This window comes from Synechococcus sp. CBW1107, from assembly GCF_015841355.1.
Classification (GTDB): Bacteria; Cyanobacteriota; Cyanobacteriia; order PCC-6307; family Cyanobiaceae; genus Regnicoccus_A.
On record NZ_CP064908.1, the window covers coordinates 1,357,045 to 1,382,622 of the forward strand.

The 25,578-nt window shown below is 68.7% G+C and carries 25 protein-coding genes; 17 read left to right on the plus strand and 8 right to left on the minus strand.

All coding sequences use genetic code 11. From position 1 onward, the window contains the following. Window positions 1–33 precede the first annotated feature (33 nt). On the plus strand, window positions 34–219 hold the full coding sequence (locus I1E95_RS07090) for a hypothetical protein (RefSeq protein WP_197166547.1): 186 nt from the start codon (window positions 34–36) through the stop codon (window positions 217–219). Window positions 220–250: 31 nt separating this feature from the next. On the opposite strand, the gene I1E95_RS07095 is transcribed toward I1E95_RS07090, so the two are convergent. After that, the gene (locus I1E95_RS07095) at window positions 251–976 is read right to left on the minus strand and encodes an MBL fold metallo-hydrolase (protein WP_197166548.1); all 726 of its coding nucleotides are present in this window, start codon (window positions 974–976) and stop codon (window positions 251–253) included. Between the two features lie 255 nt (window positions 977–1,231). Here I1E95_RS07095 and I1E95_RS07100 point away from each other — a divergent pair, with 255 nt between their 5' ends. After that, window positions 1,232–1,930 carry a DUF6629 family protein gene (locus tag I1E95_RS07100; RefSeq protein ID WP_197166549.1) on the plus strand — a complete coding sequence of 233 codons (699 nt, stop codon included), beginning with the start codon at window positions 1,232–1,234 and terminating at the stop codon, window positions 1,928–1,930. Window positions 1,931–1,972: 42 nt separating this feature from the next. Here I1E95_RS07100 and I1E95_RS07105 read toward each other — a convergent pair whose 3' ends face one another. Together I1E95_RS07105 and I1E95_RS07110 are read right to left on the minus strand one after the other, a co-directional pair. Then, on the minus strand, window positions 1,973–2,413 hold the full coding sequence (locus tag I1E95_RS07105) for a cupredoxin domain-containing protein (RefSeq protein WP_197166550.1): 441 nt from the start codon (window positions 2,411–2,413) through the stop codon (window positions 1,973–1,975). Continuing rightward, window positions 2,413–4,515 carry a copper-translocating P-type ATPase gene (locus I1E95_RS07110; protein WP_370594581.1) on the minus strand — a complete coding sequence of 701 codons (2,103 nt, stop codon included), beginning with the start codon at window positions 4,513–4,515 and terminating at the stop codon, window positions 2,413–2,415. The genes I1E95_RS07105 and I1E95_RS07110 overlap by 1 nt, the downstream gene beginning before the upstream one ends. 40 nt (window positions 4,516–4,555) lie before the next feature. Here I1E95_RS07110 and I1E95_RS07115 point away from each other — a divergent pair, with 40 nt between their 5' ends. From I1E95_RS07115 to I1E95_RS07135, 5 genes are read left to right on the plus strand one after another with little or no spacing between them, the layout of a single operon-like run. After that, window positions 4,556–5,377, plus strand: coding sequence for a DUF305 domain-containing protein (locus I1E95_RS07115; protein ID WP_231594921.1), 822 nt, complete (start codon window positions 4,556–4,558; stop codon window positions 5,375–5,377). A gap of 6 nt (window positions 5,378–5,383) precedes the next feature. Next, the gene (gene cutA, locus I1E95_RS07120) at window positions 5,384–5,770 is read left to right on the plus strand and encodes a divalent-cation tolerance protein CutA (RefSeq protein WP_197166552.1); all 387 of its coding nucleotides are present in this window, start codon (window positions 5,384–5,386) and stop codon (window positions 5,768–5,770) included. Window positions 5,771–5,827: 57 nt separating this feature from the next. Next, window positions 5,828–6,808, plus strand: a complete 981-nt coding sequence (locus tag I1E95_RS07125; RefSeq protein WP_197166553.1) for a class I SAM-dependent methyltransferase — start codon at window positions 5,828–5,830, stop codon at window positions 6,806–6,808. Then, complete coding sequence (locus I1E95_RS07130; protein ID WP_197166555.1) at window positions 6,805–7,047, plus strand: MoaD/ThiS family protein; 243 nt, start codon at window positions 6,805–6,807, stop codon at window positions 7,045–7,047. The genes I1E95_RS07125 and I1E95_RS07130 overlap by 4 nt, the downstream gene beginning before the upstream one ends. Before the next feature lie 17 nt (window positions 7,048–7,064). Further along, window positions 7,065–7,529, plus strand: a complete 465-nt coding sequence (locus I1E95_RS07135; protein ID WP_197166557.1) for a molybdenum cofactor biosynthesis protein MoaE — start codon at window positions 7,065–7,067, stop codon at window positions 7,527–7,529. 62 nt (window positions 7,530–7,591) lie between these two features. Here I1E95_RS07135 and glp read toward each other — a convergent pair whose 3' ends face one another. From glp to I1E95_RS07150, 3 genes are read right to left on the minus strand one after another with little or no spacing between them, the layout of a single operon-like run. Continuing rightward, entirely contained in the window at window positions 7,592–8,845 is a 1,254-nt protein-coding gene (glp, locus tag I1E95_RS07140; RefSeq protein ID WP_197166559.1) for a gephyrin-like molybdotransferase Glp, read from the minus strand. A 13-nt stretch (window positions 8,846–8,858) separates the two neighbouring features. After that, complete coding sequence (gene moaC / locus I1E95_RS07145) at window positions 8,859–9,374, minus strand: cyclic pyranopterin monophosphate synthase MoaC (protein WP_197166561.1); 516 nt, start codon at window positions 9,372–9,374, stop codon at window positions 8,859–8,861. 12 nt (window positions 9,375–9,386) lie between these two features. Beyond that, a complete protein-coding gene (locus I1E95_RS07150) occupies window positions 9,387–9,878 on the minus strand; it encodes a DM13 domain-containing protein (RefSeq protein WP_197166563.1) in 492 nt (163 codons plus the stop codon). Between the two features lie 192 nt (window positions 9,879–10,070). On the opposite strand from I1E95_RS07150, the gene I1E95_RS07155 reads away from it, so the two are divergent. The 9 genes from I1E95_RS07155 to I1E95_RS07195 all read left to right on the plus strand — a co-directional run bounded on the left by I1E95_RS07155 (window position 10,071) and on the right by I1E95_RS07195 (window position 21,243). After that, on the plus strand, window positions 10,071–10,646 hold the full coding sequence (locus I1E95_RS07155; protein ID WP_231594922.1) for a sigma-70 family RNA polymerase sigma factor: 576 nt from the start codon (window positions 10,071–10,073) through the stop codon (window positions 10,644–10,646). Beyond that, entirely contained in the window at window positions 10,643–11,368 is a 726-nt protein-coding gene (locus tag I1E95_RS07160) for an anti-sigma factor (RefSeq protein WP_197166566.1), read from the plus strand. The genes I1E95_RS07155 and I1E95_RS07160 overlap by 4 nt, the downstream gene beginning before the upstream one ends. 89 nt (window positions 11,369–11,457) lie before the next feature. Then, window positions 11,458–12,417 carry an arsenosugar biosynthesis radical SAM (seleno)protein ArsS gene (gene arsS / locus I1E95_RS07165; RefSeq protein ID WP_197167233.1) on the plus strand — a complete coding sequence of 320 codons (960 nt, stop codon included), beginning with the start codon at window positions 11,458–11,460 and terminating at the stop codon, window positions 12,415–12,417. Beyond that, window positions 12,414–14,621 (plus strand): FAD-dependent oxidoreductase, encoded by a 2,208-nt coding sequence (locus I1E95_RS07170; protein ID WP_197166568.1) that lies wholly within the window; start codon window positions 12,414–12,416, stop codon window positions 14,619–14,621. Before arsS ends, I1E95_RS07170 begins: the two co-directional genes overlap by 4 nt. Window positions 14,622–14,664: 43 nt before the next feature. After that, entirely contained in the window at window positions 14,665–15,762 is a 1,098-nt protein-coding gene (locus I1E95_RS07175) for a methyltransferase domain-containing protein (RefSeq protein WP_231594923.1), read from the plus strand. A 187-nt stretch (window positions 15,763–15,949) separates the two neighbouring features. Beyond that, on the plus strand, window positions 15,950–17,206 hold the full coding sequence (locus I1E95_RS07180) for an MFS transporter (protein ID WP_197166570.1): 1,257 nt from the start codon (window positions 15,950–15,952) through the stop codon (window positions 17,204–17,206). A gap of 41 nt (window positions 17,207–17,247) precedes the next feature. Further along, window positions 17,248–19,383 carry a polyphosphate kinase 1 gene (ppk1, locus tag I1E95_RS07185; RefSeq protein WP_197166572.1) on the plus strand — a complete coding sequence of 712 codons (2,136 nt, stop codon included), beginning with the start codon at window positions 17,248–17,250 and terminating at the stop codon, window positions 19,381–19,383. A gap of 182 nt (window positions 19,384–19,565) precedes the next feature. After that, on the plus strand, window positions 19,566–20,546 hold the full coding sequence (locus tag I1E95_RS07190) for a sigma-70 family RNA polymerase sigma factor (protein ID WP_197166574.1): 981 nt from the start codon (window positions 19,566–19,568) through the stop codon (window positions 20,544–20,546). A gap of 49 nt (window positions 20,547–20,595) precedes the next feature. Then, window positions 20,596–21,243 (plus strand): dolichol kinase, encoded by a 648-nt coding sequence (locus I1E95_RS07195; RefSeq protein WP_197166576.1) that lies wholly within the window; start codon window positions 20,596–20,598, stop codon window positions 21,241–21,243. Here the strand turns inward: I1E95_RS07195 and I1E95_RS07200 are convergent. Both I1E95_RS07200 and I1E95_RS07205 read right to left on the minus strand, forming a co-directional pair. Further along, window positions 21,233–21,547, minus strand: a complete 315-nt coding sequence (locus I1E95_RS07200; protein ID WP_370594582.1) for a hypothetical protein — start codon at window positions 21,545–21,547, stop codon at window positions 21,233–21,235. The genes I1E95_RS07195 and I1E95_RS07200 overlap by 11 nt on opposite strands. 169 nt (window positions 21,548–21,716) lie before the next feature. Further along, window positions 21,717–22,790 (minus strand): 3-deoxy-7-phosphoheptulonate synthase, encoded by a 1,074-nt coding sequence (locus I1E95_RS07205; RefSeq protein ID WP_197166580.1) that lies wholly within the window; start codon window positions 22,788–22,790, stop codon window positions 21,717–21,719. Between the two features lie 130 nt (window positions 22,791–22,920). Between I1E95_RS07205 and acnB the strand changes: the two genes are divergently transcribed. Then, window positions 22,921–25,548, plus strand: coding sequence for a bifunctional aconitate hydratase 2/2-methylisocitrate dehydratase (gene acnB, locus I1E95_RS07210; protein ID WP_197166582.1), 2,628 nt, complete (start codon window positions 22,921–22,923; stop codon window positions 25,546–25,548). Window positions 25,549–25,578 lie beyond the last annotated feature (30 nt).

Here is a 25,578-nt window from a genome sequence, read left to right on the forward strand (position 1 = left end):
TACACCACAACACTACAGACCGTTCGGTCTCGCATGGATTCCGGGGTCAGCTTCGTCACATCCACTGGCTCTAGCCCCACGGAGCGGAACCTGGCGCTGTTCGACTGGCTCGAGAGCTGGTTCCGCTCCCCCGGGTTCCATGGCTGCCTGTTCCTCAAGGCCTCCAGCAAGTACCCCCCTATCCGGGCGATCAGCAGCGCCCTGTCGGCCCACGCCTGAATCCCGAAGCTGCGTCTGCCAGGGGCGACGGTCAGGCGGAATCGAAGGTCTCCCTGAGCACCCCCGCCAGATCGCTGAGCAGCTGATCACTCCTGCCGACATAGGACGAGCCGTGCATAACGGCCAGGGCCTCCGGCCTGAGCTCAGCCAGGGCCTGCAGCACAGATTCCGTGTGCCTGGTGTACGGCATGTAGGACGCCAGGGGACCTTGCTGCATCTGCTCCATCCCCTGAAGTGTCGGCCCAATCAAGTCGGACGAGGTGACCGGAGCCCCATCCCCGAAGTGATGGAACAGATCAGAGCAGAACAGGGTCTTGTTGGTTTCCTCGAACAGCAGTCCGGCATCCCAGCCGTGCGGCAGGTGCGGGGAAGGGTAGAAGCGATAGCGATAGCGTCCGGTGCACAGCACATCGTCAGCCAGCATGCCGCGGGCAGGCCGGATGGAGAAGTCGTCAACACTCACGAGTTTGCCCACGAGGGTGCAGACGGGCTGGGCCTCGGGAGCCAGCTCCAGCCAACTGTTGAGACCACCGATCTCGTCGGACTCGAAATGACTCCAGGCGATGTACTGAAGCTTTGCGGGGTCCATCAAGGTGGCCACAGCATCCCGCAGGGCCGGGAACATCCCCTTCAAGCCAGCGTGGAACAGCAGCGGCTGCTCATCGCACACCAGAAAGTGATTGAACTGCATATCGAAGTCTGGAACATAGATCGAAAGCCTGAACAGGTCTGGGGCGATTTCCGTGATGGTGGTCATGGCTCAAGCAATGGCAATGAAGATGCGAAGATGACGCTAAAAAAAGCTGTGGACCCATCGCTGATAACAAGCCGATCCTGATCTTCAGGCCAGATCCATGATCAGCCCATGGCCGTTCAACGTGTTCAACAGGCATGGGACCATGACTGTGTTGGCCTGCAAGGTCTGATCCGGCTGCCACAGCAGCTGAGCCCATGGCAGCCGTCGTCCATGGTGGAGCGACGTTGCTCCGCTGCCAGAGGCAGCCCTCTGGTCATGTGTTTCTCGAGCACGTCCAGTTTCGCCGCGGCGGCGCTGTTGATTCCCCTGAGCGGGGTCGCCGTGGCCAGGTGCTGGCGCGGGCCGTCCGCCGACCTGCTGCCCCTGGCTCTCACCCCGGCGTTGTTCGGACTGCAGCAGGGACTCGAGGGGCTGGTGTGGCTCGGCCTCGATGCTGGGGGACTTGAGCCGATGACCCATCGGGCGGCACTGGCCTATCTGTTCTTCGCCCATGGCTTCTGGATGGCCTGGATCCCCTGGTGTGCCCTGAAGATCGGAGGCGGCTCGAGAGATGGCCGCCCCACTCGGCTGCTTCAGCTGGACCTGGTGCTGGGCCTGGTGCTGGGCCTGTGGCTCTGGTTGCCACTCCTGCTGGAGCCCGCCAGGGTGACGCCCACCGTGGTGCTCGGCAGCATCGACTACCACGCGCTGATCCCCTCCTACGGGCTGGTGAGCCATGGCTGGGGAACCCTGATCTACGGCCTGATCGTCACGATCCCCCTGCTGCTGACGCCTCTTCGCCGCCTGCGCTGGTTCGCGGGGGGGCTCATGGCGGCCTTCGTCTATTCCCAGGTGGCCTACACCCACGCCTTCACGTCGGTGTGGTGCTATTCCGCGGCCCTGCTCTCAGTCCTGCTGATCTGGGTGGTGGATGAACAGGTGGAACCCGGCCTCGCCGGTCCGCTGGGCCCCTGACAGTTGGTCCGGACTCTCCTCGTGGGATGGCGGACCGCCGCCTCAGACCACCTCCAGCACGCCCCGGACCATGTTCATGCCGCAGTGGAAGGGATACTCGCCGGGCTCCATCGGCGGCAGGTCCAGGCTGGTGCGGGCGTTCAGCGGCAGATCGAGGGTGCGGCGGAAGTCGGGGACGATCACCTGAGCGACGCAGCCGCTGGGATCGAGGCGGTGAAAGGTGAGGCGCAACGGGCGACCGGCCTTCAGCCTGATCCGGGATGGCCGATAGCCGCCATCGACGGTGATCGTGATCTCCTGCAGGCCGCGCTCCCCGTCGCTGGCGGCCACGGCATCGCCATGGTGGCCGAGAAACCACCAGAGCTGGGCGGCGATCAACGCCAGACCGCCGGCGGTCACCGCCAGTTTGAGCTCCAGGGGCTGGTCGATGGTGCGCCAGAGCGGTTCGCCGGTTCTCAGGGCGGAGACAACGAAGCTGGTCATCAGCTGGCGGCAACGGGAAGGGGGGTGGGCCGGAAGCGGCGCAGCCTCAGGGCATTGCTCACCACCGACACGGAGCTGAAGGCCATGGCGCCGCCGGCGATCATCGGGCTCAGCAGCCAGCCGGTCAGCGGGAACAGCAACCCGGCGGCAATGGGCAGGCCCGCCACGTTGTAAGCGAAGGCGAAGATCAGGTTCTGGCGGATGTTGGCCATGGTGTGGCGGCTGAGTTCAATCGCCGCCGGCACCCCGGCCAGATTGCCGGAGATCAGGGTGATGTCGCTGGCAGCGATCGCCACATCGGTGCCGGTGCCCATGGCCAGGCCCACATCGGCCGCCGCCAGGGCCGGGGCGTCGTTGATGCCATCGCCCACCATCGCCACCGGACCCTCCCCCTGGTCCTGCAACCGGCGGATCACGGCGGCCTTGTCGGCAGGACGCACCTCGGCGATCACCCGCTCGATCCCCAGCTGGGCGGCCACCACCTCGGCGGTGCGGTGGGCGTCACCGCTGAGCATCACCACCTGCAGGCCCAGGCGCCGCAGGGCGGCCACGGCGGCTGCCGCGCCGGGCTTGAGCGGATCGGCGATGCCGAAGCAGGCTTCGATCCGCCCGTTCACCGCCACCGCCGCCACGCTGCAGGCGGCCCCTTCGAGTCGAGCGGCCAGGGGCTCGAGTGAGGAGGTGTCGAAGCCGAGCTCGCTGAGCCAGCGGGGGGTGCCCACCAGCATGTCCAGGCCACCGGAGCTGCCCCTGACTCCCCGGCCCGCCACCGCCTCGAAGCCTTCCACGGCAGGCAGCTGCGGATCCTGGAGCTGGGGACGGACGTAGGCCACGATCGCCTCGGCCAGCGGATGCTCCGAGCGCTCCTCCAGGGCCGCCACGGCGGCCAGCAGGACCTGGGCCGGCAGCTGGGCAGCGCCGAGGCGCTCGAAATCGGTGACCTGCGGCTGGCCGCGGGTGAGGGTGCCGGTCTTGTCGAGGACGATGGTGCGTAGCCCGCCGGCGGTCTCGAGCGCCTCGGCGCTGCGGAAGATCAGCCCGTTCTCCGCCCCCTTGCCCGAGGCCACCATGATCGAGGTGGGGGTGGCCAGGCCGAGGGCGCAGGGGCAGGCGATCACCAGGACACTCACCAGGAAGAGCATCGCCAGCACCGGGTTGCCGCTGATCAGGAACCAGACCACGAAGGCCGCGATGGCCAGGGCGATCACCACCGGCACGAACCAGCCCACCACCTGATCGGCCAGCCGCTGCACCCTGGTGCGCGAGCTCTGGGCCTCGCGCACCAGGTCCACGATCTGGGCGAGCACGGTGTCGGCGCCGACACGGCTGACGCGGAAGGTGAAGCTGCCGCTGCGATTCATCGAAGCACCGATCACGTCGTCGCCGGGGCCCTTCTCCACCGGGGTCGGCTCGCCGGTGAGCATGGATTCCTCCACCCAGGAGCGGCCCTCCACCACCACCCCATCCACGGGCAGCTTCTCGCCTGGGCGCACCTGCACCAGATCGCCAACGACCACCAGGGCCACGGGGATCTCCTGCACGGCACCAGCGCGCAGCACCCGGGCCGTGGGGGGCTGCAACTGCAGCAGCCGCCGGATCGCCTCCGACGTCTGGCCGCGGGCGCGGGCCTCCAGCAGCCGGCCCAGCAGCACCAGGGTGAGGATCACCGCGGCGGACTCGTAATACACATCGGCCGGAAGGCCTTCGGCGATCAGCACCTGAGGGAACACGGTGGTGAACAGCGAGGTGAGCCAGGCAATGCCGGTGCCGGCGGCCACCAGGGTGTTCATGTCGGCGCTGTGCTGACGGAAGGCGGTCCAGGCACCGGTGAAGAAGTCACGACCACACCAGAACAGCACCGGCGTGGTGAGCAGCAGCTGGGTCCAGGGGCTGGTGAACCAGCCCGGCAGGAACGGCAGGGCATGGACCCCGAGCATGTGCGGCAGGCTGGCGAGCATCACCAGAGTGGTGAGCACAGCCGCCACACTCACCTTGCGGCGCAGGAGGGTGAGTTCCTCAGCCAGTTCCCGCTCCATCCCAGACGGCGATCCGGCCGGCTCATCGGTCTGGCAGCAGGAGGGGCCGGAGGATGGTGCATGCATCAGGAACCTGTCATCAGGGGCCGGGCCATCGCGATGGGCGATGAGTTCAACCTATGGGGTCCAGCCCACTGGAGGGTCAAGCCCCCGTCGCCGGGCCTTCGCCGGGGAGCGCCACCGGCTGGCCCGAATCTCCACCTCCGAAGGGGTCCCAACCGGAGCCGGTCTGGCCACCATGAAGGAAGACGATCGCGCCAGGACACCTCAGCAAATGGCCCATCCCCCCCATGCCTGCCGTCGCCCGCGCCCCCGGATCGCACGACTGGTCGCGGCAGGCTGCCTCCTCACCCTGCTGAGTCCGCTGACAGCGATGCCACCAGCCCTCAGCCAGGGCTGGGGTGGCCCGTGGGGTCCGGGGCGCATGGGGATGGGCTACTCGGATCAGCACTTCATCGTGCGCATGATTCCCCATCACGACGGGGCCATCGCCATGGCGGACCTGGCCCTCACCCAGGCACGCCGGCCTGAGATCAAGGCCCTGGCGCGCAGCATCAAGGACAGCCAGACGCAGGAGAACGCGCAGATGCGCGCCTGGTATCGCAAGTGGTACGGGCAGGACGTTCCCACCTGGGCACTGGGTGCCGGCTGGGGCTGGCAGGGAGGCATGGGCGGCCCGATGGGGATGGGTGGTGGTGGCCTGGGGATGCACGGCGGCACCAACCTGACCGCCCTGCGCCAGGCCGCCGACTTCGATCGCGCCTTCATCGAGCAGATGATTCCCCACCACCAGATGGGCGTGATGATGGCCTCGATGGCCCAGATCAATTCACAGCACCCCGAGCTGCGTGCGCTGCAGGAGTCGATGGTGCGGGTGCAGAGCGAGGAGATCCGCCAGATGGAGCAGTGGTACCGCAGCTGGTACTGAGCCGCCATGACCGCCCCGCTGGACACCCTGATCGCCGTTCACACCACCGTGGCGAACCACGACGATGCCAGGCACCTGGCGCGGGAGGTGATCACAGCCGGACTGGCGGCCTGCGCCCAGCTCGAGCCGATCGAGAGCGTCTACATCTGGAAGGGGGAGCTGGTGGAGGAACCGGAGTTCCGGATCACCTTCAAGACCACACGGCAGCATCTGCAGCCGCTGATGGAGATGGTCCGTGGGGCCCACCCCTACGAGATCCCCGCGATCACGGCCACTCCCCAGCAGGATCCCGATCCCGACTATCTGAGCTGGGTGATCGGGCAAACGAGACCCCGGGAGGGGAGAGGGCCGACGCCAGCGGATGCCGTCACTGACCGGCAGTCAACGCCGTAGCCAGGCTGGAGCGAGAGGCGACAGGATGGCAGCCTTGCCGCCTGCTCCTGCGCCGCGATGAACCCCAGCGCCCTCAGCTCCGGCCTACCGATGAGCGCGCCGCCGCCTCCCTGGGTGGATACGCGCACGCCGCTGGGCCGGCTGATCGCCGCGGTGCTGGCGGTGGAGCCCATGCGGCAGCTGCTCTTCCTCCAGGCCCGGCGGATGATGATCCGCACGGCTGAATCGCGGGGCATCCCCTGGCGGCGGCGCCGCGAGCAGCTGCGGCAGGCGGCCGAACCCCTGCTGGCCGCCAGCACGGATGCGGCCGTGGTGGCACCCCCGTACTACCGCGCCCGCTTCCACGCCTATGCGGAGGGAAACCTCTGCTGGGAGGCCGCCTGCGAAGCGGAGCAGGCCACCGATTCGGTGGCCCTGCGGGTGTGGAAGGAGGAGAAACAGCTCACCCCAGAGGCCGCCCAGCAGCGGATGCGCGACGGCATCTACGCCGCGATCGCACCCAGCCTGAGCGCCCCGGTGCGTGACGCCCTCGACATCGGCTGCTCCGTGGGGGTGGGCACCCTGGCCCTGGCCGACTGGCTCGAGCAGAACGGCCACCTCGGCGTGCGCGTGAGCGGACTCGATCTTTCCCCCCAGATGCTGGCCGTGGCGCGGGTGCGCGACGCCGCGGGCCGCATCACGGCCTGGCACCACAGCGCCGCCGAAGCCACGGGCCTGCCGGCGGCAGGTTTCGATCTGATCACCGCCCAGTTCCTCTGCCATGAGCTTCCCGGGCACGCCAGCCGGGCCGTGCTGCTGGAAGCCTCGCGGCTGTTGCGGCCTGGTGGCGTGCTGGCCCTGGTGGACCAGGATCCGGAAGCGGACGTGATCCGCGCCATGCCACCGGCCCTGGCCACCCTGCTCAAGGCCACCGAGCCCTACCTCGAGGATTACTTCCGTCTCGACCTGCCCGCCGCCCTGGCCGACACGGGCTTCACCGCCATCCGCCGGGTGGCCTCCGACCACCGCCACCGGGTGCTGGTGGCCACCCGCCCATGATCCGCGTGCGGCTGTTCGCCGGCCTGCGCGAGCAGGCCGGCTGGGGGGAGCGCACCATGCCCATCCCGGCGGACTCTCCAGCGCCCACCACCCCGGCGACCATCTGGCGGCAGCTGGGTCTGGGGGAGGTCCTCCCGCCCCAGGTGCGGGTCGCGGTGAACCAGGGCTTCGCTCCGGCGGATCAGGCCCTCGGTCCCGGGGATGAGGTGGCCTTCCTGCCCCCGATCAGTGGTGGCTGACCCCATGGGCGACCCTGATGGCTGAGCCCCACCTCGAGCTCGTGCTGCAGCTCCATCCTGCCTGCTTCGATCCCCTGGCCGCCCTCACGGACTGGCACAGCAGCCTCACGGCCGGAGGCACCGAGCCGCCCGCTGCTGAGGCCCATTTCATCGGCCGGGTGCGCGGCCGCACGGCCGATGGCACACGGCTCGAGGCCCTGGAGCTGGAGCACTACCCCGGCATGACCGAGGCCCAGATCCAGCGGCTCGCCGCCGCCATCGGCCACCGCCACGGGCTGCTGGCGGTGCGGGTCGACCACCGGGTGGGCCGGGTGCTGCCGGGCGAGGCGATCGTGCTGGTGGCCGTGGCCGCCGATCGCCGCGGCCCGGCCCAGCGGGGCGGCCAGGACCTGCTCGAAGCCCTCAAGCACGACGCCCCCTTCTGGAAGCGGGAGTGGAGCGGTGGCGTGGGCCGCTGGGTGCAGGGCAACACGGCGTTCTGAACGCATCGCCTGTGACGGCCTTCTGAGCCCGCCGCAGCCAGGGGATCCTGAGACCACCGTCGTCAGAAGATCGGCAGGCGCAGCAGCTGCGCCCACAGCTCCGTGCCGGCCGAAAGGGAGCCCAGATCCGCCGGGATCTCCAGCAGCAGGTCGGCCCCCTGCAGCGAACCGATGCGTGAAGAGGCCTGGCTGCCCTCCACCACCGCCAGCAGCTCCCCCTCGGGCCCCACCCGCAGACAGGCCCGGGCCAGCTCGGGCCGGCCGGCACCGCGCTTCAGCCCGGAAGCCAGGCGCACCTTCAGGCGCGGCAGCGGCTCCACCGGCGCGCCCTCCAGCCGCTGCAGCGCCGGCACCAGCAGCTGCAGCGCCGTGATCGCCGCCGCCACCGGATTGCCCGGCAATCCAAAAAAGGGTGTGCCCAGCAGGTCGCCGAAGGCGAAGGGCCGGCCGGGCTTGAGGAACAGCTTCCAGAAGGCCACCGATCCCAACTCCGCCAGCAGTGGCCTGATCCAGTCGCTGTCGCCTGCCGACACACCGCCGGTGCTCACCACCACATCGCAGCCGGCGGCCAGTCCCAGCAGAGCCCCGCGCAGGGCGGCGGGCTGATCGGCCACCACCCGCCGCTCGGCCACCACCACCCCCAGCCGCGCCAGCAGCGCCACCAGCAAGGTGCCGTTGCTCTCCCAGATCTGCCCTGGCCCGCGGGCACTGCCCGCGGGCACCAGTTCATCGCCGCTGATCAGCAGCCCCAGCCGAGGCCGCGGCCGCAACGCCAGCTCCGCCACGCCGCAGCTGGCCAGCCGGCCGAGGTCGGCGGGGCCCAGCCGCACACCAGCGCTTAGCAGCTCCTGGCCGGCGGCGGCCTCCTCATCGGCGGCGCGGATCCAGGGGTTCTCCCCGGCCGCGCGGATCAGGCGCAGGCGCCCCCCGTCGGCCTCCACCAGCTCCTGGGGCAGCACACGGGTGGCCCCCTTCGGCAGCGGCGCCCCGGTGAGGATGCGGATCGCCTCGCCCTCCGCCAGGGGACTGGGGTAAGGAGCGCCGGGGGCCGAGCGGCCCAGCAGGGGCCATGAGTGTCCCACCTGCGGGACACTCGGATCCGCCAGGGCGTAGCCGTCCATGATCGAGGCCCGGAAGCCCGGCACCGCCTCACGGGCGATCACCGGTTCGGCACACACCCGCCCCAGGGCCTGCTCCAGCGGCAGGGTCTCGCTGCCGGCCAGGGGCGTGAGGGCCGCGAGCACCTGGCGGCGGGCCTCCTCAAGGGGCAGGCCTTCGCGGGGGTAGGGCTCTGGCGAGGCGGTGCTGCTGCTCATCGGGGCTCCCGGCTCAGGAGGGCGCGGCGCCCGGATGCTGCCAGACGCCGTGACGTCCCCCCGTCTTGCTCAGCAGCCGCACCGGGCCGATGGTCATGGCCGGATCCGCGGATTTCACCATGTCGTAGAGGGTGAGCAGGCCCACCTGGACGGCGGTGAGCGCCTCCATCTCCACTCCCGTGGGCCCGGTGGTGCGGGCGGCGGCCTCGACGCGCAGACCACGGCCATCGGCGCTGGGCTCGATGCGCACCTCCAGGCCCGTGAGGCCGATGGGGTGGCAGAGGGGGATCAGCTCCCAGGTGCGCTTGGCGCCCTGGATCGCCCCCACCCGTGCCACCGCCAGCACATCCCCCTTGGGGGCCCGGCCTTCGAGCACCAGCGCCAGCACCTGCGGATCCATGGTGATGAACCCCTCGGCCACGGCGCGGCGGTCGCTGGCGGGGCGGTCGCCCACCTCCACCATGTGCACCTCACCGCTGGCGTTGAGGTGGCTGAGCCGGCCCGGGACGGATTCCATGCCGGCGATCATGGCGCTTCAGGCTCACTTCTTCATCATCGAATCCTTCTGCATCGCGTCGTTGACCCGGGATCCTTGCTTCAGGGGCGCCCAGGCCATGGTCGCGTTGAACTTCTGGCACCAGATCAGCACCGACTTCTGCTGGCTCAGATTGATCGAGGCGGGAATCACATAGCTCTGGGCTCCCTTGCTCGAGCGCAGGGGGGCCAGCACGGTGTAGCTGCCGGCCTTGAGTTCGTACTTGGGAGGCTTGCTCATGGCCAGGGGGGTGGCCGATGGGCTGAAGGCCACCTTCAGATCGGGGGCGCTGTCGTTGGTCCTGAAATCACTGCTGAGCACGAGCACCTGCCGGCCCGCCTCCTTCTTGATCATGAAGCTGCCACTCACCGGGGCTTCGGCCTTCTGGAACGTGCCGCCGAGGGCTCCCATCTCGGCGGCCTGGACCGCCAGCATGGTGGAGGCGCCCAGGGCCAGGGCGGCCACGCCGCGGGCAAAGGTGGACTTGGGGAACAACATGACGGTCTGGTGGGGGTGTGAGGACGGTGCCAGCCGACGTCCCAGCGGAAACCGTGCGGCACCCCTCCACTACCGGCGGGGCCAGCGAACGGATTGCCCATCCCGCCCCGCGATGACCAGGGCCCCTCTCAATCCGATCAGGCCTCTCGGCGGTACACCGCGTGTTCCAGCCTGTTCGGCTCTCCGTTGCGCGTGACCACCCCCGAGCCCGACGCCGCCGCACACCCCCAGGGACGTCTCCAGGACCACCGCCCGGCGGGCTACCCCGACCTGGCCGGCCTGTACGACGCCTGCGGCGCGCCGGTGTTCCGCCTGGCCCTGCGGCTCAGTCCGTCGCGTCAGGAGGCGGAGGACCTCTGCCATGACGTCTTCCTGCGCTACTGGCAGCAGGGCCGCTATGAGCCGAAGCGCGGACCCGTGCTGGCCTACCTGCTGATGATGACCCGCTCGATGGCGTTCAATCGCATCGAGCAGCGCCGCAACCGCTGGCAGCTGGTGCAACGCTGGTCGCACCAGCTGTTTCCCTCGGCCGTGCGCAGCCCCCAGGAAGCCGCCGAGGCCGATGACCTCTCCCAGCGGGTGCGCCTGGCCCTCGAGTCGATCCCCGCCAACCAGCGCCAGGTGCTGGAGATGGCCTACTACGAGGGCCTGAGCCAGTCGGCCATCGCCGAGCGGCTGCAACTGCCCCTCGGCACGGTGAAGACCCGCTCCCGCCAGGGTCTGATTCGCCTGCGCGACCAGCTGATCGACGACCGCCCGCAACCATGAGCCGCCACGACACCCATCCCCACGGAACCGGACCCGAAGCGGAAGCCGATCTCGACCTGCTGCTGGCGGGCCATGCTCTCGGTGACCTCGACGAGCCGGAGCGCCAGCAGCTGGCGGCGCTGCTGCAGCAGCAGCCCGAGCTGCGCCAGCGTCTCGATGAGTTCAGCACCACCCTCGAGCTGCTGCCTCTGGCCCTGCCCGCCGCCGTCGGCCCGCCACAGCACCTGCGCCAGCGCCTGCTGGATCAGCGGGCGCCACAGCGTGGGGTCGGCCCCTGGCTGCTGCCGGCGCTGATGGGCCTGGGCCTGCTGGTGCTGGGCACCCAGTTGCACCAGACCCGGCAGCAACTGGCCCGGGTGCAGCAGCAGGCCGGCTCCAGCGGCACACTCACTTCGGCGAGCCGCGAGTTGCCGCTCCAGGCGATCGGGGGCGAGGGCGGCGCCAGCGGCATGGTGCTGGTCACCGGCAATCCCACCCACAACATGCTGATGCTGGATGGTCTGCCGCCGCCGCCACCCAACACCACCTACCGTCTCTGGGCCCGTGTGAACGGGCGCGAGGTGGGCTGCGTTCCCTTCGTGCCCGACGGCAAGGGTCATGTGGCCATGCCGATCCCCATCTACCCCACCAGCGCCGCCAGCAGCGTGAGCGTGAGCATCGAATCGCTGGGGGCCCTGGGGGCCCAGCCCGCCGGACGGCGCGTTCTCACCAGCACGATCTGATGACCACCGAGACGTGGATCACCCCGAGGCCGACCGACCTGACGCCCTCCTCTCTGCGCACCACCGACGGCGGCCCGCCGGATCCGGCCATGGCCTTTCCGCCCCTGCGCCGCGGCCGCCTGGAGACCCTGCAGGTGAACCTCACCTACCGCTGCAATCAGACCTGCGTGCACTGCCACGTGAACGCCGGCCCGACCCGCAGCGAAAGCATGGCGGCCGCCACCGTGGCCCTGATCCCCGAGGTGCTGGCCGCCCGGGGTCTGCGTTGCCTCGACCTCACCGGTGGGGCACCGGAGCTGCACCCTCAGTTCCGGGAACTGGTGCGCCAGGCCCGCGCCCTGGGCGTGGACGTGATCGATCGCTGCAACCTCACGATCCTGCAGGAGCCGGGCCAGGAGGATCTGGCCGTCTTTCTCGCCGAACAGGGAGTCACCGTGGTGGCCTCGCTGCCCTGCTACCTCCAGGACAACGTGGAGCGCCAGCGGGGCTCCGGGGTGTTCCAGCGCAGCATCAGCGGCCTGCGCCAGCTCAACGCCCTCGGCTACGGCCAGCCCGGGTCGGGCCTGGAGCTGAACCTGGTGTACAACCCCCAGGGCGCGGCGCTGCCGCCGGAGCAGGGACCGCTGGAGGCCGACTACCGGAGGGTGCTGGCGGCCGATCACGGCGTGGTGTTCAACCGGCTCTATGCCCTGGCCAACATGCCGGTCCAGCGCTTCGCGGCGGTGCTGAGGGCCCAGGGGGAGCTGGAGGGCTACCTGGCGTTGCTGCGCCGCAGCCACCGCGACGACAACCTGACCCAGGTCATGTGCCGCCAGCTGATCAGCGTCGACTGGCAGGGCTCCCTCTACGACTGCGATTTCAACCAGCAGCTGGGGCTGGCCGCCGCTGGCGACCCTGCAGCCGTCGCTGAAGCCGGCGGTCGCCGGCGCTCCCACCTGCGCGATCTGCTGCGGCGCGACCCCGCCGGTGACCCGATCCAGGTGGGTGGGCACTGCTTCGGCTGCACCGCCGGCAGCGGCTCCAGCTGCGGCGGGGCCCTGGCCGCATGAGCGGGGATTCAGAGGCGCGCGGTCCGCTCGGCGCCAGCCGCGGGCGCCTGCTGCTTCTCCTGGCGGTGACGGCCCTGGTGACCCTGTTCTTCGTGCTGGATCTGCCCGATCGGCTCAGTCTCGAGAGCCTGCGCCACGCCCACGGCAGCCTGCTGGCCTGGCGCGAGCGGGCCCCCGTCACCGTGGCGGGTCTGTACGCCCTCGTCTATGTGCTGATCACGGGGCTCTCCCTGCCCGGGGCGGCGGTGATGACCCTGGCCGGCGGGGCGATCTTCGGGCTGGGACTCGGCACCCTGCTGGTGTCGTTCGCCTCCAGCGCCGGCGCCACCTTCGCCTTCCTGCTGGCGCGCACCCTGCTGCGGGAGCCGATGCTGAAGCGCTTCGGCCCCCGCCTGGCCCCGATCGAAGCTGGGCTGCGCCGCGATGGAGTGCTCTACCTCCTCAGCCTGCGGCTGGTGCCGGTGTTTCCCTTCTTCCTGGTGAACGTGGTGATGGGGCTGACCCCGATCCCCACCCTTTCCTTTTATGTCACCAGCCAGATCGGCATGCTGCCCGGCACCCTCGTGTATGTGAACGCCGGCACGCAGCTGGCCCAGCTGCGCAGCCTCGACGGCATCCTCACGCCGCCGCTGCTGCTGTCGCTGGCGCTGCTGGGGGCCTTCCCCTGGATCGCACGGCTGGCCCTGGAGCGCTGGAAGCTCTGGCGGCTCTACCGCCCCTGGACGAAGCCGGCCCGCTTCGATCGCAACCTGATCGTGATCGGTGCCGGTGCAGCGGGCCTGGTCACGGCCTACATCGCCGCCGCCGTGAAGGCGAAGGTGACCCTGATCGAAGCCGAGCGCATGGGCGGCGACTGCCTCAACACCGGCTGCGTCCCCAGCAAGGCCCTGATCGCCACGGCCCGGGCGGCGGCGCGCCTGCGCCAGGCCGATCGCTACGGCCTCGAACCCCACGAGCCCGTCGTGTCGCTGCCGCAGGTGCTGGAGCGGGTGTTCGCCAAGGTGGCGGCGGTGGCCCCCCATGACAGCGTCGAGCGCTACGAGGGATTGGGGGTGGAGGTGCTGCGCGGCCATGGCCGCCTGATCGATCCCTGGACGGTGGCGATCAGCGGAGGCGATGGCCGGGAGCAACGGCTCACGGCGCCGGCGATCGTGCTGGCCACGGGAGCCAGCCCGGCGCTGCCGGATCTGCCAGGGGCCGAGACGGTCGGTCTGCTCACCAGTGAAACGGTCTGGCAGGCCCTGAGGGATTGCCCCCTGGCCTCACCGCGGATCGTGGTGATGGGGGGTGGTCCGATCGGTTGTGAACTCTCCCAGGCTCTGGCCCGTCTGGGCGCACGGGTCACCCTGCTGCAGCGGGGCCCGCAGCTGCTCAGCCGCGAGGACCCCGACGCGGCCGCCCTGGTGCGCCAGGCCCTCGAGGCCGACGGCGTGCGGGTGCTCACCCAGTGCACGGTGCAGGGCTTCGAGCCCCGCCTGGCGGCGAAGGCGGTGCTGATCACCACCGGCGGCCCCGAGGCCTCCGAGCCCTCGGAGCTGCTCTGTGATCAGGTGCTCTGCGCCATCGGCCGCCGGGCACGCCTGGAGGGCTACGGCCTCGAGGAGCTGGGGATCCCCACGGGCCGCACCATCGACACCAACGCCTCCCTTCAGACGCTGTTTCCCAACATCTATGCCGCCGGTGATGTGGCCGGCCCCTGGCAGTTCACCCACACCGCCGCCCACCAGGCCTGGTACGCCGCCGTGAACGCCCTGTTCGGCCCCTTCCGCCGTTTCCGCGTCGACGGGCGGGTGATTCCCCGCACCACCTTCACCGATCCGGAGGTGGCGGGGGTGGGTCTGAGCGAACGGGAGGCCGCCCGCCAGGGGGTGGCGGTGGAGGTGACCCGCTTCCCCCTGCATGAGCTCGATCGGGCGATCGTGGAGAGCGCCGAAACCGGCTACGTGAAGGTGCTCACGCCTCCAGGCAGCGACCGCCTGCTGGGGGTGTGCATCGTGGGTGAGCAGGCCGGTGAACTGCTCGCCGAGTTCGTGCTGGCCATGCGCTGGCGCCTGGGACTCGGCAAGATCCTCTCCACCATCCACGCCTACCCCACCCTCTCGGAAGCCAACAAATACGCCGCCGGGGCCTGGAAACGGGCCCACGCCCCCCAGCGCGTCCTGGCGCTGCTGCAACGCTTCCACAGCTGGCGCCGGGGCCATTGACCCCAGCATCGACCCCCTCCGCCGCGTCCACTCCCGTATCGAGATGACCGCATCACCACCGAGCACGGGCGTTCGTGAAGCCGTGCAGACCTATTACGGCAGCACCCTGGCCAGCAGCGCCGACCTGCGCACCAGCGCCTGCTGCGACGCCAGCGCGGTGCCCGCCGCCCTCAGGCCCCTGCTGGGCCGCCTCCATCCCGAGGTGCTCGCCCGCTACTACGGCTGCGGCCTGGTCTGTCCGCCCCTGCTGGAGGGCGCACGGGTGCTGGATCTGGGCTGCGGCAGCGGCCGTGACGCCTATCTGCTGGCCCAGCTGGTGGGGCCCACAGGCGCTGTGGTGGGGGTCGACATGACGGCCGAGCAGCTGGCGGTGGCCGAAGCCCACCGCGCCTTTCACGCCGAGTGCTTCGGCTACGACAACGTGCGCTTTCTGGAGGGCTACATCGAGGACCTGGAGCAGCTCGACCTGGAGCCAGGCAGCTTCGATGTGGTGATCTCCAACTGCGTGGTGAATCTCTCCACCGACAAGCTGGCGGTCCTGCGCGGCGTGCGGCGGTTGCTCAGGCCGGGAGGGGAGTTCTACTTCGCCGATGTCTACGCCGACCGGCGGGTGCCCCAGGCCCTGCAGGCCGACCCGGTGCTCTACGGCGAGTGCCTCAGCGGTGCCCTCTACTGGAACGATTTCCTGCGTCTGGCCCGCCAGGCGGGCTTCGCCGATCCGCGCCTGGTGCACGATCGCCCTCTGGAGATCACCGACCCGGAACTGGCGGAGCGCACCGGTGAGCTGCGCTTCTTCTCCGCCACCTACCGGCTGTTCCGGATCGACGAGCTCGAGGATGCCTGTGAGGACCACGGCCAGGCCGTGATCTACAGGGGCACGATCCCCGGCCACCCCCACCGCCTCGACTTCGACAAGCACCACAGCCTGGACACGGGCCGGGTGTTTCCCGTCTGCGGCAACACCTTCCGGATGCTCCACCAGAGCCGGCTGGCGCCCCATCTCGACTTCATCGGCGCCGACTCCAGCGCCCACTTCGGCCTCTTCCCAGGCTGCGGCAGCGTGATGCCCTTCACAGCCGAAGTCCCCGCTGGTGTCAACGGCGCCACGCCAGCAGCGACAGGGTCCGCCTCCTGCTGTTGAGGGCCTCGCTGCTGGTGGTGGCTGGCCAGATCCGAGCGAGCAGAAGGGGAGCGACCCCAGGCCGGGGGCACAAGCCCCTCGATAGCCGGGAATCAGCGCCTGCAGGCAGGAGGCGGAGACTCCTCGGTCGGCTTCGGCTCTTGAGACCCCCCATGGGAAGGTAACGGCTCTGTCGCGGGTCGCCGCCATGGGCTGGACTCGCCCCTCCACGCGGTTCTGCATCTTCCTGACGCTGCTCAACGACCGTCTGGGGGAGAGCATCGTCTTTCCCCTGCTGCCATTCCTGCTGGCGAGTTTCACCAGTGGTGGACGCACCCTGGGGCTGCTGGCGGGCAGCTACGCCCTGGCCCAGTTCCTGTTCACCCCCCTGATCGGTGCCCTCAGCGACCGCTACGGGCGCAAGCCGGTGATTGCCGGCTGCGTGGCCGGCTCGGTGCTGGGCCTGGGCGGTTTTGCCCTGACCCTGGCCGTGCCCTGGCCGGCGGGCAGCTCCTGGCCCCTGCCGCTGCTCTTCGGCGCCCGGCTGATCGATGGGGTGAGCGGTGGGACGGCCGCCACCGCCGGCGCGGTGCTGGCCGACATCAGCCCTCCTGAGAAGCGGGCCAAGGCCTTCGGGCTGATCGGCGTGGCCTTCGGGCTGGGGTTCATCCTCGGGCCGGCCCTGGGGGGGCTGCTGGCGGGGGTGAGTGTGACCCTGCCACTGCTGCTGGCGGTGGCGGTGGCGGCCGTGAACCTGGTGCTGGTGCTCACGGTGCTGCCGGAAACCCATCCCCCGGCCGCGCGCCTGGCCCTGCCCCGCAAGCGGGAGCTCAATCCGCTCACCCAGCTGATGCGGGTGTTCCGCAACCCCCGGGTTCGACGGCTCAGCCTGGCCTTCTTTCTGTTCTTTCTGGGCTTCAACGGCTTCACGGCCGTGCTGGTGCTCTATTTCAAACAGGTGTTCGGCTGGGGGCCGGAGCTGGCGGCCATGGCCTTCCTGGTGGTGGGCGTGGTGGCCACGGTGGTGCAGGGCGGCCTGATCGGACCGCTGGTGCAACGTTTCGGCGAAGGGCGCCTCAGCCTGGCCGGCCTGGGGCTGGTGGTCGTGGGCTGCCTGCTGATTCCCCTGGCCACGGAGGCCACGGCTCTGCCGGTGGTGTTCACCGCCCTGCCCCTGCTGGCCTGCGGCACCGGACTGGTCACCCCCTGCCTGCGCAGCCAGGTGTCGCGCCGGCTGGATGACAGCGGCCAGGGAGCGGCCCTGGGCAGCCTGCAGGGCCTGCAGAGCCTGGGCAGTTTCATCGGCCCGCCCCTGGCTGGCCTGGCCTATGACCTGGTGGGCAGGACCAGCCCCTTCTGGACCGGCATCGCCCTGTTCCTGGTGGTGGCCCTGCTGGTGGCAGGAGGTGGCCCCCTCAGCAGCCCCTCGACAAGCAAGCCCGCGACAGTGCCCCCCGGCCCTTGATTGCTACCTTCCCCCCAAGAGCCCCAGCCATGGATCCGGTGATGAATGAACCCGTCGTGGCACCGGAGCTTTACATCAACCGGGAGCTGAGCTGGATCGCCTTCAACAGCCGCGTGCTGGCCCAGGCCCTCGAGCCCACCACGCCGTTGCTGGAGCAGGCGAAATTCAGCGCCATCTTCAGCAACAACCTCGATGAGTTCTTCATGGTCAGGGTGGCGTCCCTGAAGTCGCAGCTGGAGGCAGGCCTCTCCACCCTCAGCGACGACGGGCTCACCCCCAGGCAGCAGCTGGAGGCCATCCAGCAGAAACTGCGCCCGCTGCTGGAGCAGCAGCAGGCCCACTACCGCCATCACCTCAAGCAGGCGCTGTTCGATCAGGGTGTTCAGCTGATCGACTACCAACGCCTGAACAAACAGCAGAAGACCTGGGTCAACACCTACTTCCGAACGGCCATCTTTCCGGTGCTCACCCCCCTGGCGGTGGACCCGGCCCATCCCTTCCCGTTCATGAGCAACCTCAGCTTGAACGTGGCGGCGCTGATCCGCGATCCCGACACCGGACAGCAGCAGTTCGCCCGCGTGAAGGTGCCCACCAAGACCCTGCCGCGCTTCGTCGAGATTCCCACCGAGCTCTGCACCCGCGAGCCTTCTCCCGTGTACACCGTGGTGCCCCTTGAGCAGGTGGTGGCCTTCAACCTGCAACTGCTCTTCCCCGGGATGACGATCGAGGGGCATTACTTCTTCCGCATCACCCGCGACGCCGACCTGGAGCTGCGGGATCTGGAGGCCGACGACCTGATGGAGGCCCTGCAGGAGGGCCTGCGCAAACGCCGCCGCGGTGGTGAGGTGGTGCGGCTCGAGGTGGCCGACGAGATGCCGGAGGAAGTGGTGGATCTGCTGATGGAGGGCACCGATGTGGATTCGGCGGACCTCTACCGGATCAATGGTCCCCTCGGGCTTGACGACCTGATGCGCCTGCTGGCGATCCCCCTGCCCCAGCTCAAGGACAAGCCCCACCAGGGCCGCACCGCCCCGGCCCTGGCCAGGGCTCAGAAGAGCCGCCTGGGGGATGGCTCGATCAAGGCGGAGGAATTCGAAAGCATCTTCGCCGCGATCCGCCGCAGCGATGTGCTGCTCCACCACCCCTACGACCTCTTCTCCACCTCGGTGGAGGAGTTCATCAACCAGGCCGCCGACGACCCCTCGGTGCTCGCCATCAAGATGACCCTCTACCGCACCTCCAAGGATTCGCCGATCATCGCGGCGCTGATCCGTGCCGCCGAGAACGGCAAGCAGGTGATGGCCCTGGTGGAGCTCAAGGCGCGCTTCGATGAGGACAACAACATCCAGTGGGCCCGTCAGCTGGAGCACTCCGGCGTTCACGTGGTCTATGGCGTGCTGGGCCTCAAGACCCACACCAAGATCATGCTGGTGGTGCGCAAGGAGAAAGAGCGCCTGCGCAGCTACGTGCACATCGGCACCGGCAACTACAACTCCAAGACGTCCAGCCTCTACACCGACATCGGCCTGCTCTCGGCCGAGCCTGATCTGGGGCAGGATCTGGTGGAGCTGTTCAACTATCTCACCGGCTTCTCGAAACAACAGAGCTTCCGCAGTCTGCTGGTGGCGCCGGTCACCCTGCGCAAGGGAATGGAGGCCCTGATCCAGCGGGAAATCAGCCACGCCCGCGAGGGCAAGGGCGGACACATCCGCGCGAAGATGAATTCCCTGGTGGATCCAGCGATCATCGCTCTGCTCTATGAAGCCTCCCAGGCCGGGGTGGTGATCGAGCTGGTGATCCGCGGCATGTGCTGCCTGAGACCCGGGGTGCCTGGCGTGAGCGAAACGATCCAGGTGATCAGCATCATCGGCCGCTTTCTCGAGCACTCCCGGATGTTCTGGTTCGCCAACGCCGGCGAGCCTGAGATGTACATCGGCAGTGCCGATTGGATGCCACGCAACCTCGACCGACGTGTCGAAGCGGTGACGCCGATCAAGAATCCGCAGCTGCGCGGCCAGCTGGAGCGCCTCATGGACATCTACCAGAACGACAACTCCACCGCCTGGGACATGCAGAGCGACGGCAGCTTCATCCAGCGTCGGCCCGGCGGCGAGCCCCACTGCGCCCAGCTCGATCTGATCAAGCAATGGCGGACGGGCCTGACGGCCCAGGCCTGAGCGCTCGCGACTCCGACCTGGCCCTAGGTGTAAGCATCGCTACACCAGTTGGCCAATTGGCATCAGGGATAACTCAATGAAGAAAAGTAGCATTGCTCCTTTAGGGATTTTTCGGATTCCTGCTGCAGCCAACCACCTGACCCTGCTACATTCCGCGCACAACACTTTCGGAGGCTGGGGTGATGGGGACACCTTTGCAATCCACCCCTGCCACAGGCCTCGCTTCCAAGAAAGCGAAGCCAGCGGCACGGGCGGCTCAGCCCAAAACCGGAAGCGGTCGGCTCAGCGCCGATTCCATCGGTTGGTATCTCAGCAACATCGGCCGGGTTCCTCTGCTGACGGCATCTGAAGAGATTGAGCTGGCTCACCACGTGCAGACGATGAAGCGTCTGCTGGAATTACCCGACGCTTCCCTCAGCCCCCGCCAGCGTCATCAGATCCGCATGGGCGGCCGGGCCCGTGACCGCATGATGGCCGCCAACCTCAGGCTGGTGGTGAGCGTTGCCAAGAAGTATCAGAACCAGGGGCTTGAGCTGCTCGATCTCGTCCAGGAAGGGGCCATCGGTCTGGAGCGTGCCGTCGACAAGTTCGATCCCGCCATGGGCTACAAGTTCTCCACCTATGCCTACTGGTGGATACGCCAGGGTATGACCCGGGCCATCGACAACAGTGCCCGCACGATTCGCCTGCCCATCCATGTGAGTGAAAAACTCTCGAAGATGCGCCGCATCACCCGGGAGCTCTCGCACCGCTTCGGCCGCCAGCCCAACCGGCTGGAGCTGTCCCATGCCATGGGCATGGACATCAAGGATCTGGAGGATCTGATTTCCCAGAGCGCCCCCTGCGCCTCCCTCGACGCCCACGCCAGGGGCGAGGAAGATCGCAGCACGCTGGGCGAGCTGATCGCCGATCCGGCCAGCGCCGAGCCCATGGATCACATGGACCGCTCCATCCAGAAGGAGCACCTCGGCGCCTGGCTCTCCCAGCTCAATGAGCGGGAGCAGGAGATCCTCCAGCTGCGCTTCGGACTCGAAGGCAAGGAACCTCTCACCCTCGCCGAGATCGGCCGCAAGATCAACGTCTCACGCGAGCGTGTGCGCCAGCTCGAAGCCAAGGCGATCATGAAACTCAGGCTGATGAGCAATCTCCAGCAGGCCGCCTGAGCCGGGGCTGCTGGCAGGCTGGGTCCCGCCTGCTGGGAGTCAACCCGTGATGGGGGTGGCTTTGGTCTCGCTCTGGCTGGCCGCTGTGCTGGGCCTGGCCCTGTGGACGCGCCGGCGCTGGACCGATCAGCCCGAGTGGAGTCGCAAGGTGCTGCACATCGGCACAGGACCGGTCGTGCTGATCGCCTGGGCCACCGGGATCGATCGCTCGATCGCCCTGCCGGTGGCGGCCCTGGTCACCCTGCTGGCGGCCCTGAACCACCGCCTCCGCGTGCTGCCGGCCATCGAGGACGTGGGGCGCCACAGCTATGGAACAGTGGCCTATGGCGCCGCCATCACCGTGTTGCTGGTGCTGTTCTGGCCGGCGCAGCCGCGGGCCATGGTGGCGGGGGTGCTGGTGATGGCCCTGGGAGATGGCCTCGCCGGGCTTCTGGGACCCTGGATCCCCTCGCCGAGCTGGTTGATCCTGGGGCAGCGCAAATCGGTGGTGGGCACCACAGCCATGGCCGGCATGGCCCTGATGGTGCTGCTGCTGCTGCGCCAACTGGGGGGGTCCGGCGGCCCCAGCCCAGTCGCCCTGGTGCTGATCAGCCTGGCGGCCACCCTGCTGGAGCAGGTCGCCGTGCTCGGGCTGGACAACCTCAGCGTTCCCGTGGCGACGGGCCTGCTCTGGAGCTGGCTGTCGCTCAGGCCCTGAGCATCCCCTCGCAGCGATGCTGCCAGTCGGTGGGAGTACCGAGGCCTGCCACCACCAGACGATCGCTGGGCTCGGCCTTGAGACGCAGCTGCCACTGGCGGATCACTTCGGCCCGATCCATCCAGGCCTGCAGCACCGTGGTCTCGATTCTCTCGGGATCCCAGCCCCGCTGACGGGCTGAACCCAGGGCCCAGCTGAGGAGATCATCGAGCTGAAACGGTCGAAAGCCTGCGAAAACGGGCCCTGTGAGCTCTTTGGAATGGCCACTCTGCTCGAGATAGAACAGCTGGAGAGGTTCGCTCAAGCCGCAGAACTGGAGGAGATAAGACATGGCATGAACTCCTGATGCATCACAGGATGCCTCAAGGAACAGCAACTTAGTGGGCCTTCCCGAATCAACTGTTCAACAGGAACATCCCGTTGCAAAGCATGATTCTGGCAGTCTCACTCTGGGAGTGCCAGAGCTAATCCAATCAGACCGGAGCCAGGTTGGCGGACTGGGCTTCAGCCACCGCTTCGGCCAGCCCCTCCAGCACCGTGCGCGTGGTCTCCAGGTCGATGCAGGCATCGGTGATGCTCTGGCCGTAGGCGAGCTGGCTCAGGTCAGCCGGGATCTTCTGATTGCCGGCCACCAGATGACTTTCGATCATCACCCCCATCACATGGCGTGAGCCGGCACGCACCTGGCCGGCCACCTCGGCGAGCACCTCTCCCTGGCGCCGGTAGTCCTTGTTGGAATTGCCGTGACTGCAGTCGACCATCAGCCTGGCCGGGAGACCCTCCTTCCGCAAGGCAAGGGCTGCCTGCTCAATGGCCTCCGGGTGGTAGTTGGTGCCTCCCTTGCCGCCGCGCAGCACCAGATGGCCATCGGGGTTGCCGGTGGTGGAGACGATCGCGGCATGGCCCAGCTGGCTGATGCCGAGGAAATGGTGGGGCTTGGAGGCGGCCTGCATGGCATGAATGGCCGTGACGGCACTGCCATCGGTGCCGTTCTTGAAGCCGATCGGCATCGACAGGCCCGAGGCCATCTCCCGGTGGGTCTGGCTTTCGGTGGTGCGTGCCCCGATCGCTGTCCAGCCGATCAGATCGGCGATGTACTGGGGCACCACCGGATCGAGCAGCTCGGTGGCCGCAGGCAGCCCCATCTCGGCCAGGTGCACCAGCAGGCCCCGCGCCAGGCGCAGACCGGTGTTGATGTCGTAGCTGCCGTCGAGGTGGGGATCGTTGATCAGGCCCTTCCAGCCCACGGTGGTGCGGGGCTTTTCGAAATACACCCGCATCACCACCTCCAGCTGGTCGCGGTGGCGTTCACGCACCTCGGCGATGGCGTCGGCGTAGGCCCGGGCGGCCTTCACGTCATGCACCGAACAGGGACCGACGATCACCAGGAGGCGGGAATCCTGCCCGTGCAGGATCTCCTTGATCCTCTCGCGGGCATCGAGCACTGTGCGGGCCGCCCTCTGGCTCAGGGGCAGTTCGCGATGGAGAACGGCCGGTGCCACCAGCGGCCGTGTCTCCACGATGTGGAGGTCGGAGGTGGTCAGCATGCCAGGAGCGGTCGTGAACCGTGGGCGAATCTCCCACCCTAGAGACTCCCTTCGCGGCATCTTTGGCAGCGACGGTGACTGAGGAGGGGCCCTCGGCCGGAAACAATGGGATTACCTCCCTCGTTTCGCCATGCCCTCTTCAGAGAGTGTCACCGACCTGCTGGTCAGCTACCGCCAGGCGGAGACCGAGAGGGCGGCCCTGGGTGTGCCGCCCCTCCCCCTGACCGCCCAGGAGGTTCAGGCCCTCACCCAGCTGCTGGAGCAGCCTCCCGCCGGTGAGGAGGCCTTCCTCCTCCATCTGCTCAGTGAACGCATCCCACCGGGAGTGGATGAAGCCGCCTACGTCAAGGCCAGCTGGTTGAGTGCCATCGCCCAGGGGCTGAGCGCGAGCCCGCTGGTGAGCGCGATCGAGGCCACCCGGCTGCTGGCCACCATGATCGGCGGCTACAACGTCGGCGCCCTGATCAGCCTTCTGGGCCACGACGATGCCACCATCGCCGCCGAGGCGGCCAGCGGCCTCAGCCGCACCCTGCTCGTCTACGACTCCTTCCACGACGTGCTGGACCTGGCGTCCAGCAACCCCTGGGCCAAGCAGGTGGTGGAGTCCTGGGCCGCCGCCGAATGGTTCACCGCCAAACCCACGCTGCCCGCCGACATCACCGTCACGGTGTTCAAGGTGGAGGGTGAAACCAACACCGACGACCTCTCCCCCGCCACTCACGCCACCACCCGCCCCGACATCCCTCTGCACGCCATGGCGATGCTGGAGACACGCATGCCTGGCGGCCTGGAGCTGATCAAGCAGCTTCAGGCCAAGGGTCACCCCGTCGCCTACGTGGGCGATGTGGTGGGCACCGGCAGCTCACGCAAGTCGGCGATCAACTCCGTGCTCTGGCACACAGGCACCGACATCCCCCATGTCCCGAACAAACGCGGCGGCGGCGTGATCCTGGGGGGCAAGATCGCGCCGATCTTCTTCAACACCGCCGAAGATTCCGGCGCCCTGCCGATCGAGTGCGATGTCTCGGCGCTGAACTCGGGTGATGTGATCACGATCCGCCCCTACGCAGGCACCATCGAGCGGGCCGCCGGCGAAGCCGGCGCGGGTGAGGTGGTGGCCCGGTTCGAGCTCAAGCCCAGCACCATCGCCGATGAAGTGCGCGCCGGAGGCCGCATCCCCCTGCTGATCGGCCGCTCGCTGACCGACAAGGTGCGGGCCCAGCTGGGTCTGGCTCCCTCGGAGCTGTTCATCCGTCCCGCGGCCCCGGCCGACACCGGCAAGGGCTTCACCCTGGCCCAGAAGATGGTGGGCAAGGCCTGCGGCCTGCCGGGCGTGCGGCCCGGCACCAGCTGCGAGCCGCTGATGACCACCGTGGGCTCCCAGGACACCACCGGGCCGATGACCCGCGATGAGATGAAGGAGCTGGCCTGCCTCGGCTTCTCCGCCGATCTGGTGCTGCAGAGCTTCTGTCACACAGCCGCCTACCCCAAGCCGGTGGATCTGAAAACCCATGCCGAGCTGCCCGATTTCTTCAGCTCGAGGGGCGGTGTGGCCCTGCGCCCCGGCGACGGCATCATCCACAGCTGGCTGAACCGCATGCTCCTGCCCGACACCGTGGGCACCGGCGGTGACAGCCACACCCGCTTCCCTCTCGGCATCTCCTTCCCAGCTGGCTCGGGCCTGGTGGCCTTCGCCGCCGCCATCGGCGCCATGCCGCTCGACATGCCGGAATCGGTGCTGGTGCGCTTCTCCGGTTCGCTCCAGCCCGGCGTCACCCTGCGCGACGTGGTCAACGCCATCCCCTGGGTGGCGATCCAGAAGGGCCTTCTCACCGTGGCGAAGGCGGGCAAGATCAACGTGTTCTCGGGCCGGATCATGGAGATCGAGGGGCTCCCCGATCTCAAGCTGGAGCAGGCATTCGAGCTGACGGACGCAACCGCCGAGCGCTCCTGTGCCGGCTGCACGATCAAGCTCTCGGAAGCCACCGTGGCCGAATACCTGCGCAGCAACGTGGCGCTGCTCAGGAACATGATCGCCCGCGGCTATCACGATGAGCGCACGATGGCCCGGCGCATCCAGGCGATGGAGGCCTGGCTGGCCGATCCCCAGCTGATGAGCGCGGATGCCGACGCCGAGTACGCCGAAATCCTCGAGATCAACCTCGACGAACTGACGGAACCGGTGCTGGCCTGCCCCAACGATCCCGACAACGTCAAGCTGCTCTCGGAGGTGGCCGGGGACCGGATCGATGAGGTGTTCATCGGCTCCTGCATGACCAACATCGGCCACTACCGCGCCGCCGCCACCGTGCTGGATGGGGCGGGCACCAGCCAGGCCAGGCTCTGGGTCTGCCCTCCCACCCGCATGGACGATGAGGTGCTGCGCGCCGAGGGCTACACCGCCAAGTTCGAAGCCGCCGGGGCCCGCATGGAACTTCCCGGCTGCTCACTCTGCATGGGCAACCAGGCCCGCGTCGATGACAACACCACGGTGTTCTCCACCAGCACCCGCAACTTCAACAACCGCCTGGGCAATGGTGCCCAGGTGTACCTGGGCAGCGCCGAGCTGGCGGCGGTCTGCGCTCTGCTGGGTCACATCCCCACCCCGGCCGAGTATCTGGAGATCGCCGCGGCCAGGATCGATCCCCTCTCCGATCAGCTCTACCGCTACCTCAACTTCGATCAGATCGAGGGATTCGAAGACCAGGGCCGGGTGGTGAGCAGCGAAGAGGAGGCCCGGGTGCTGGCGGAGGTCTGACCCTGAGCACGGAGCGCCACGCCCCCACCC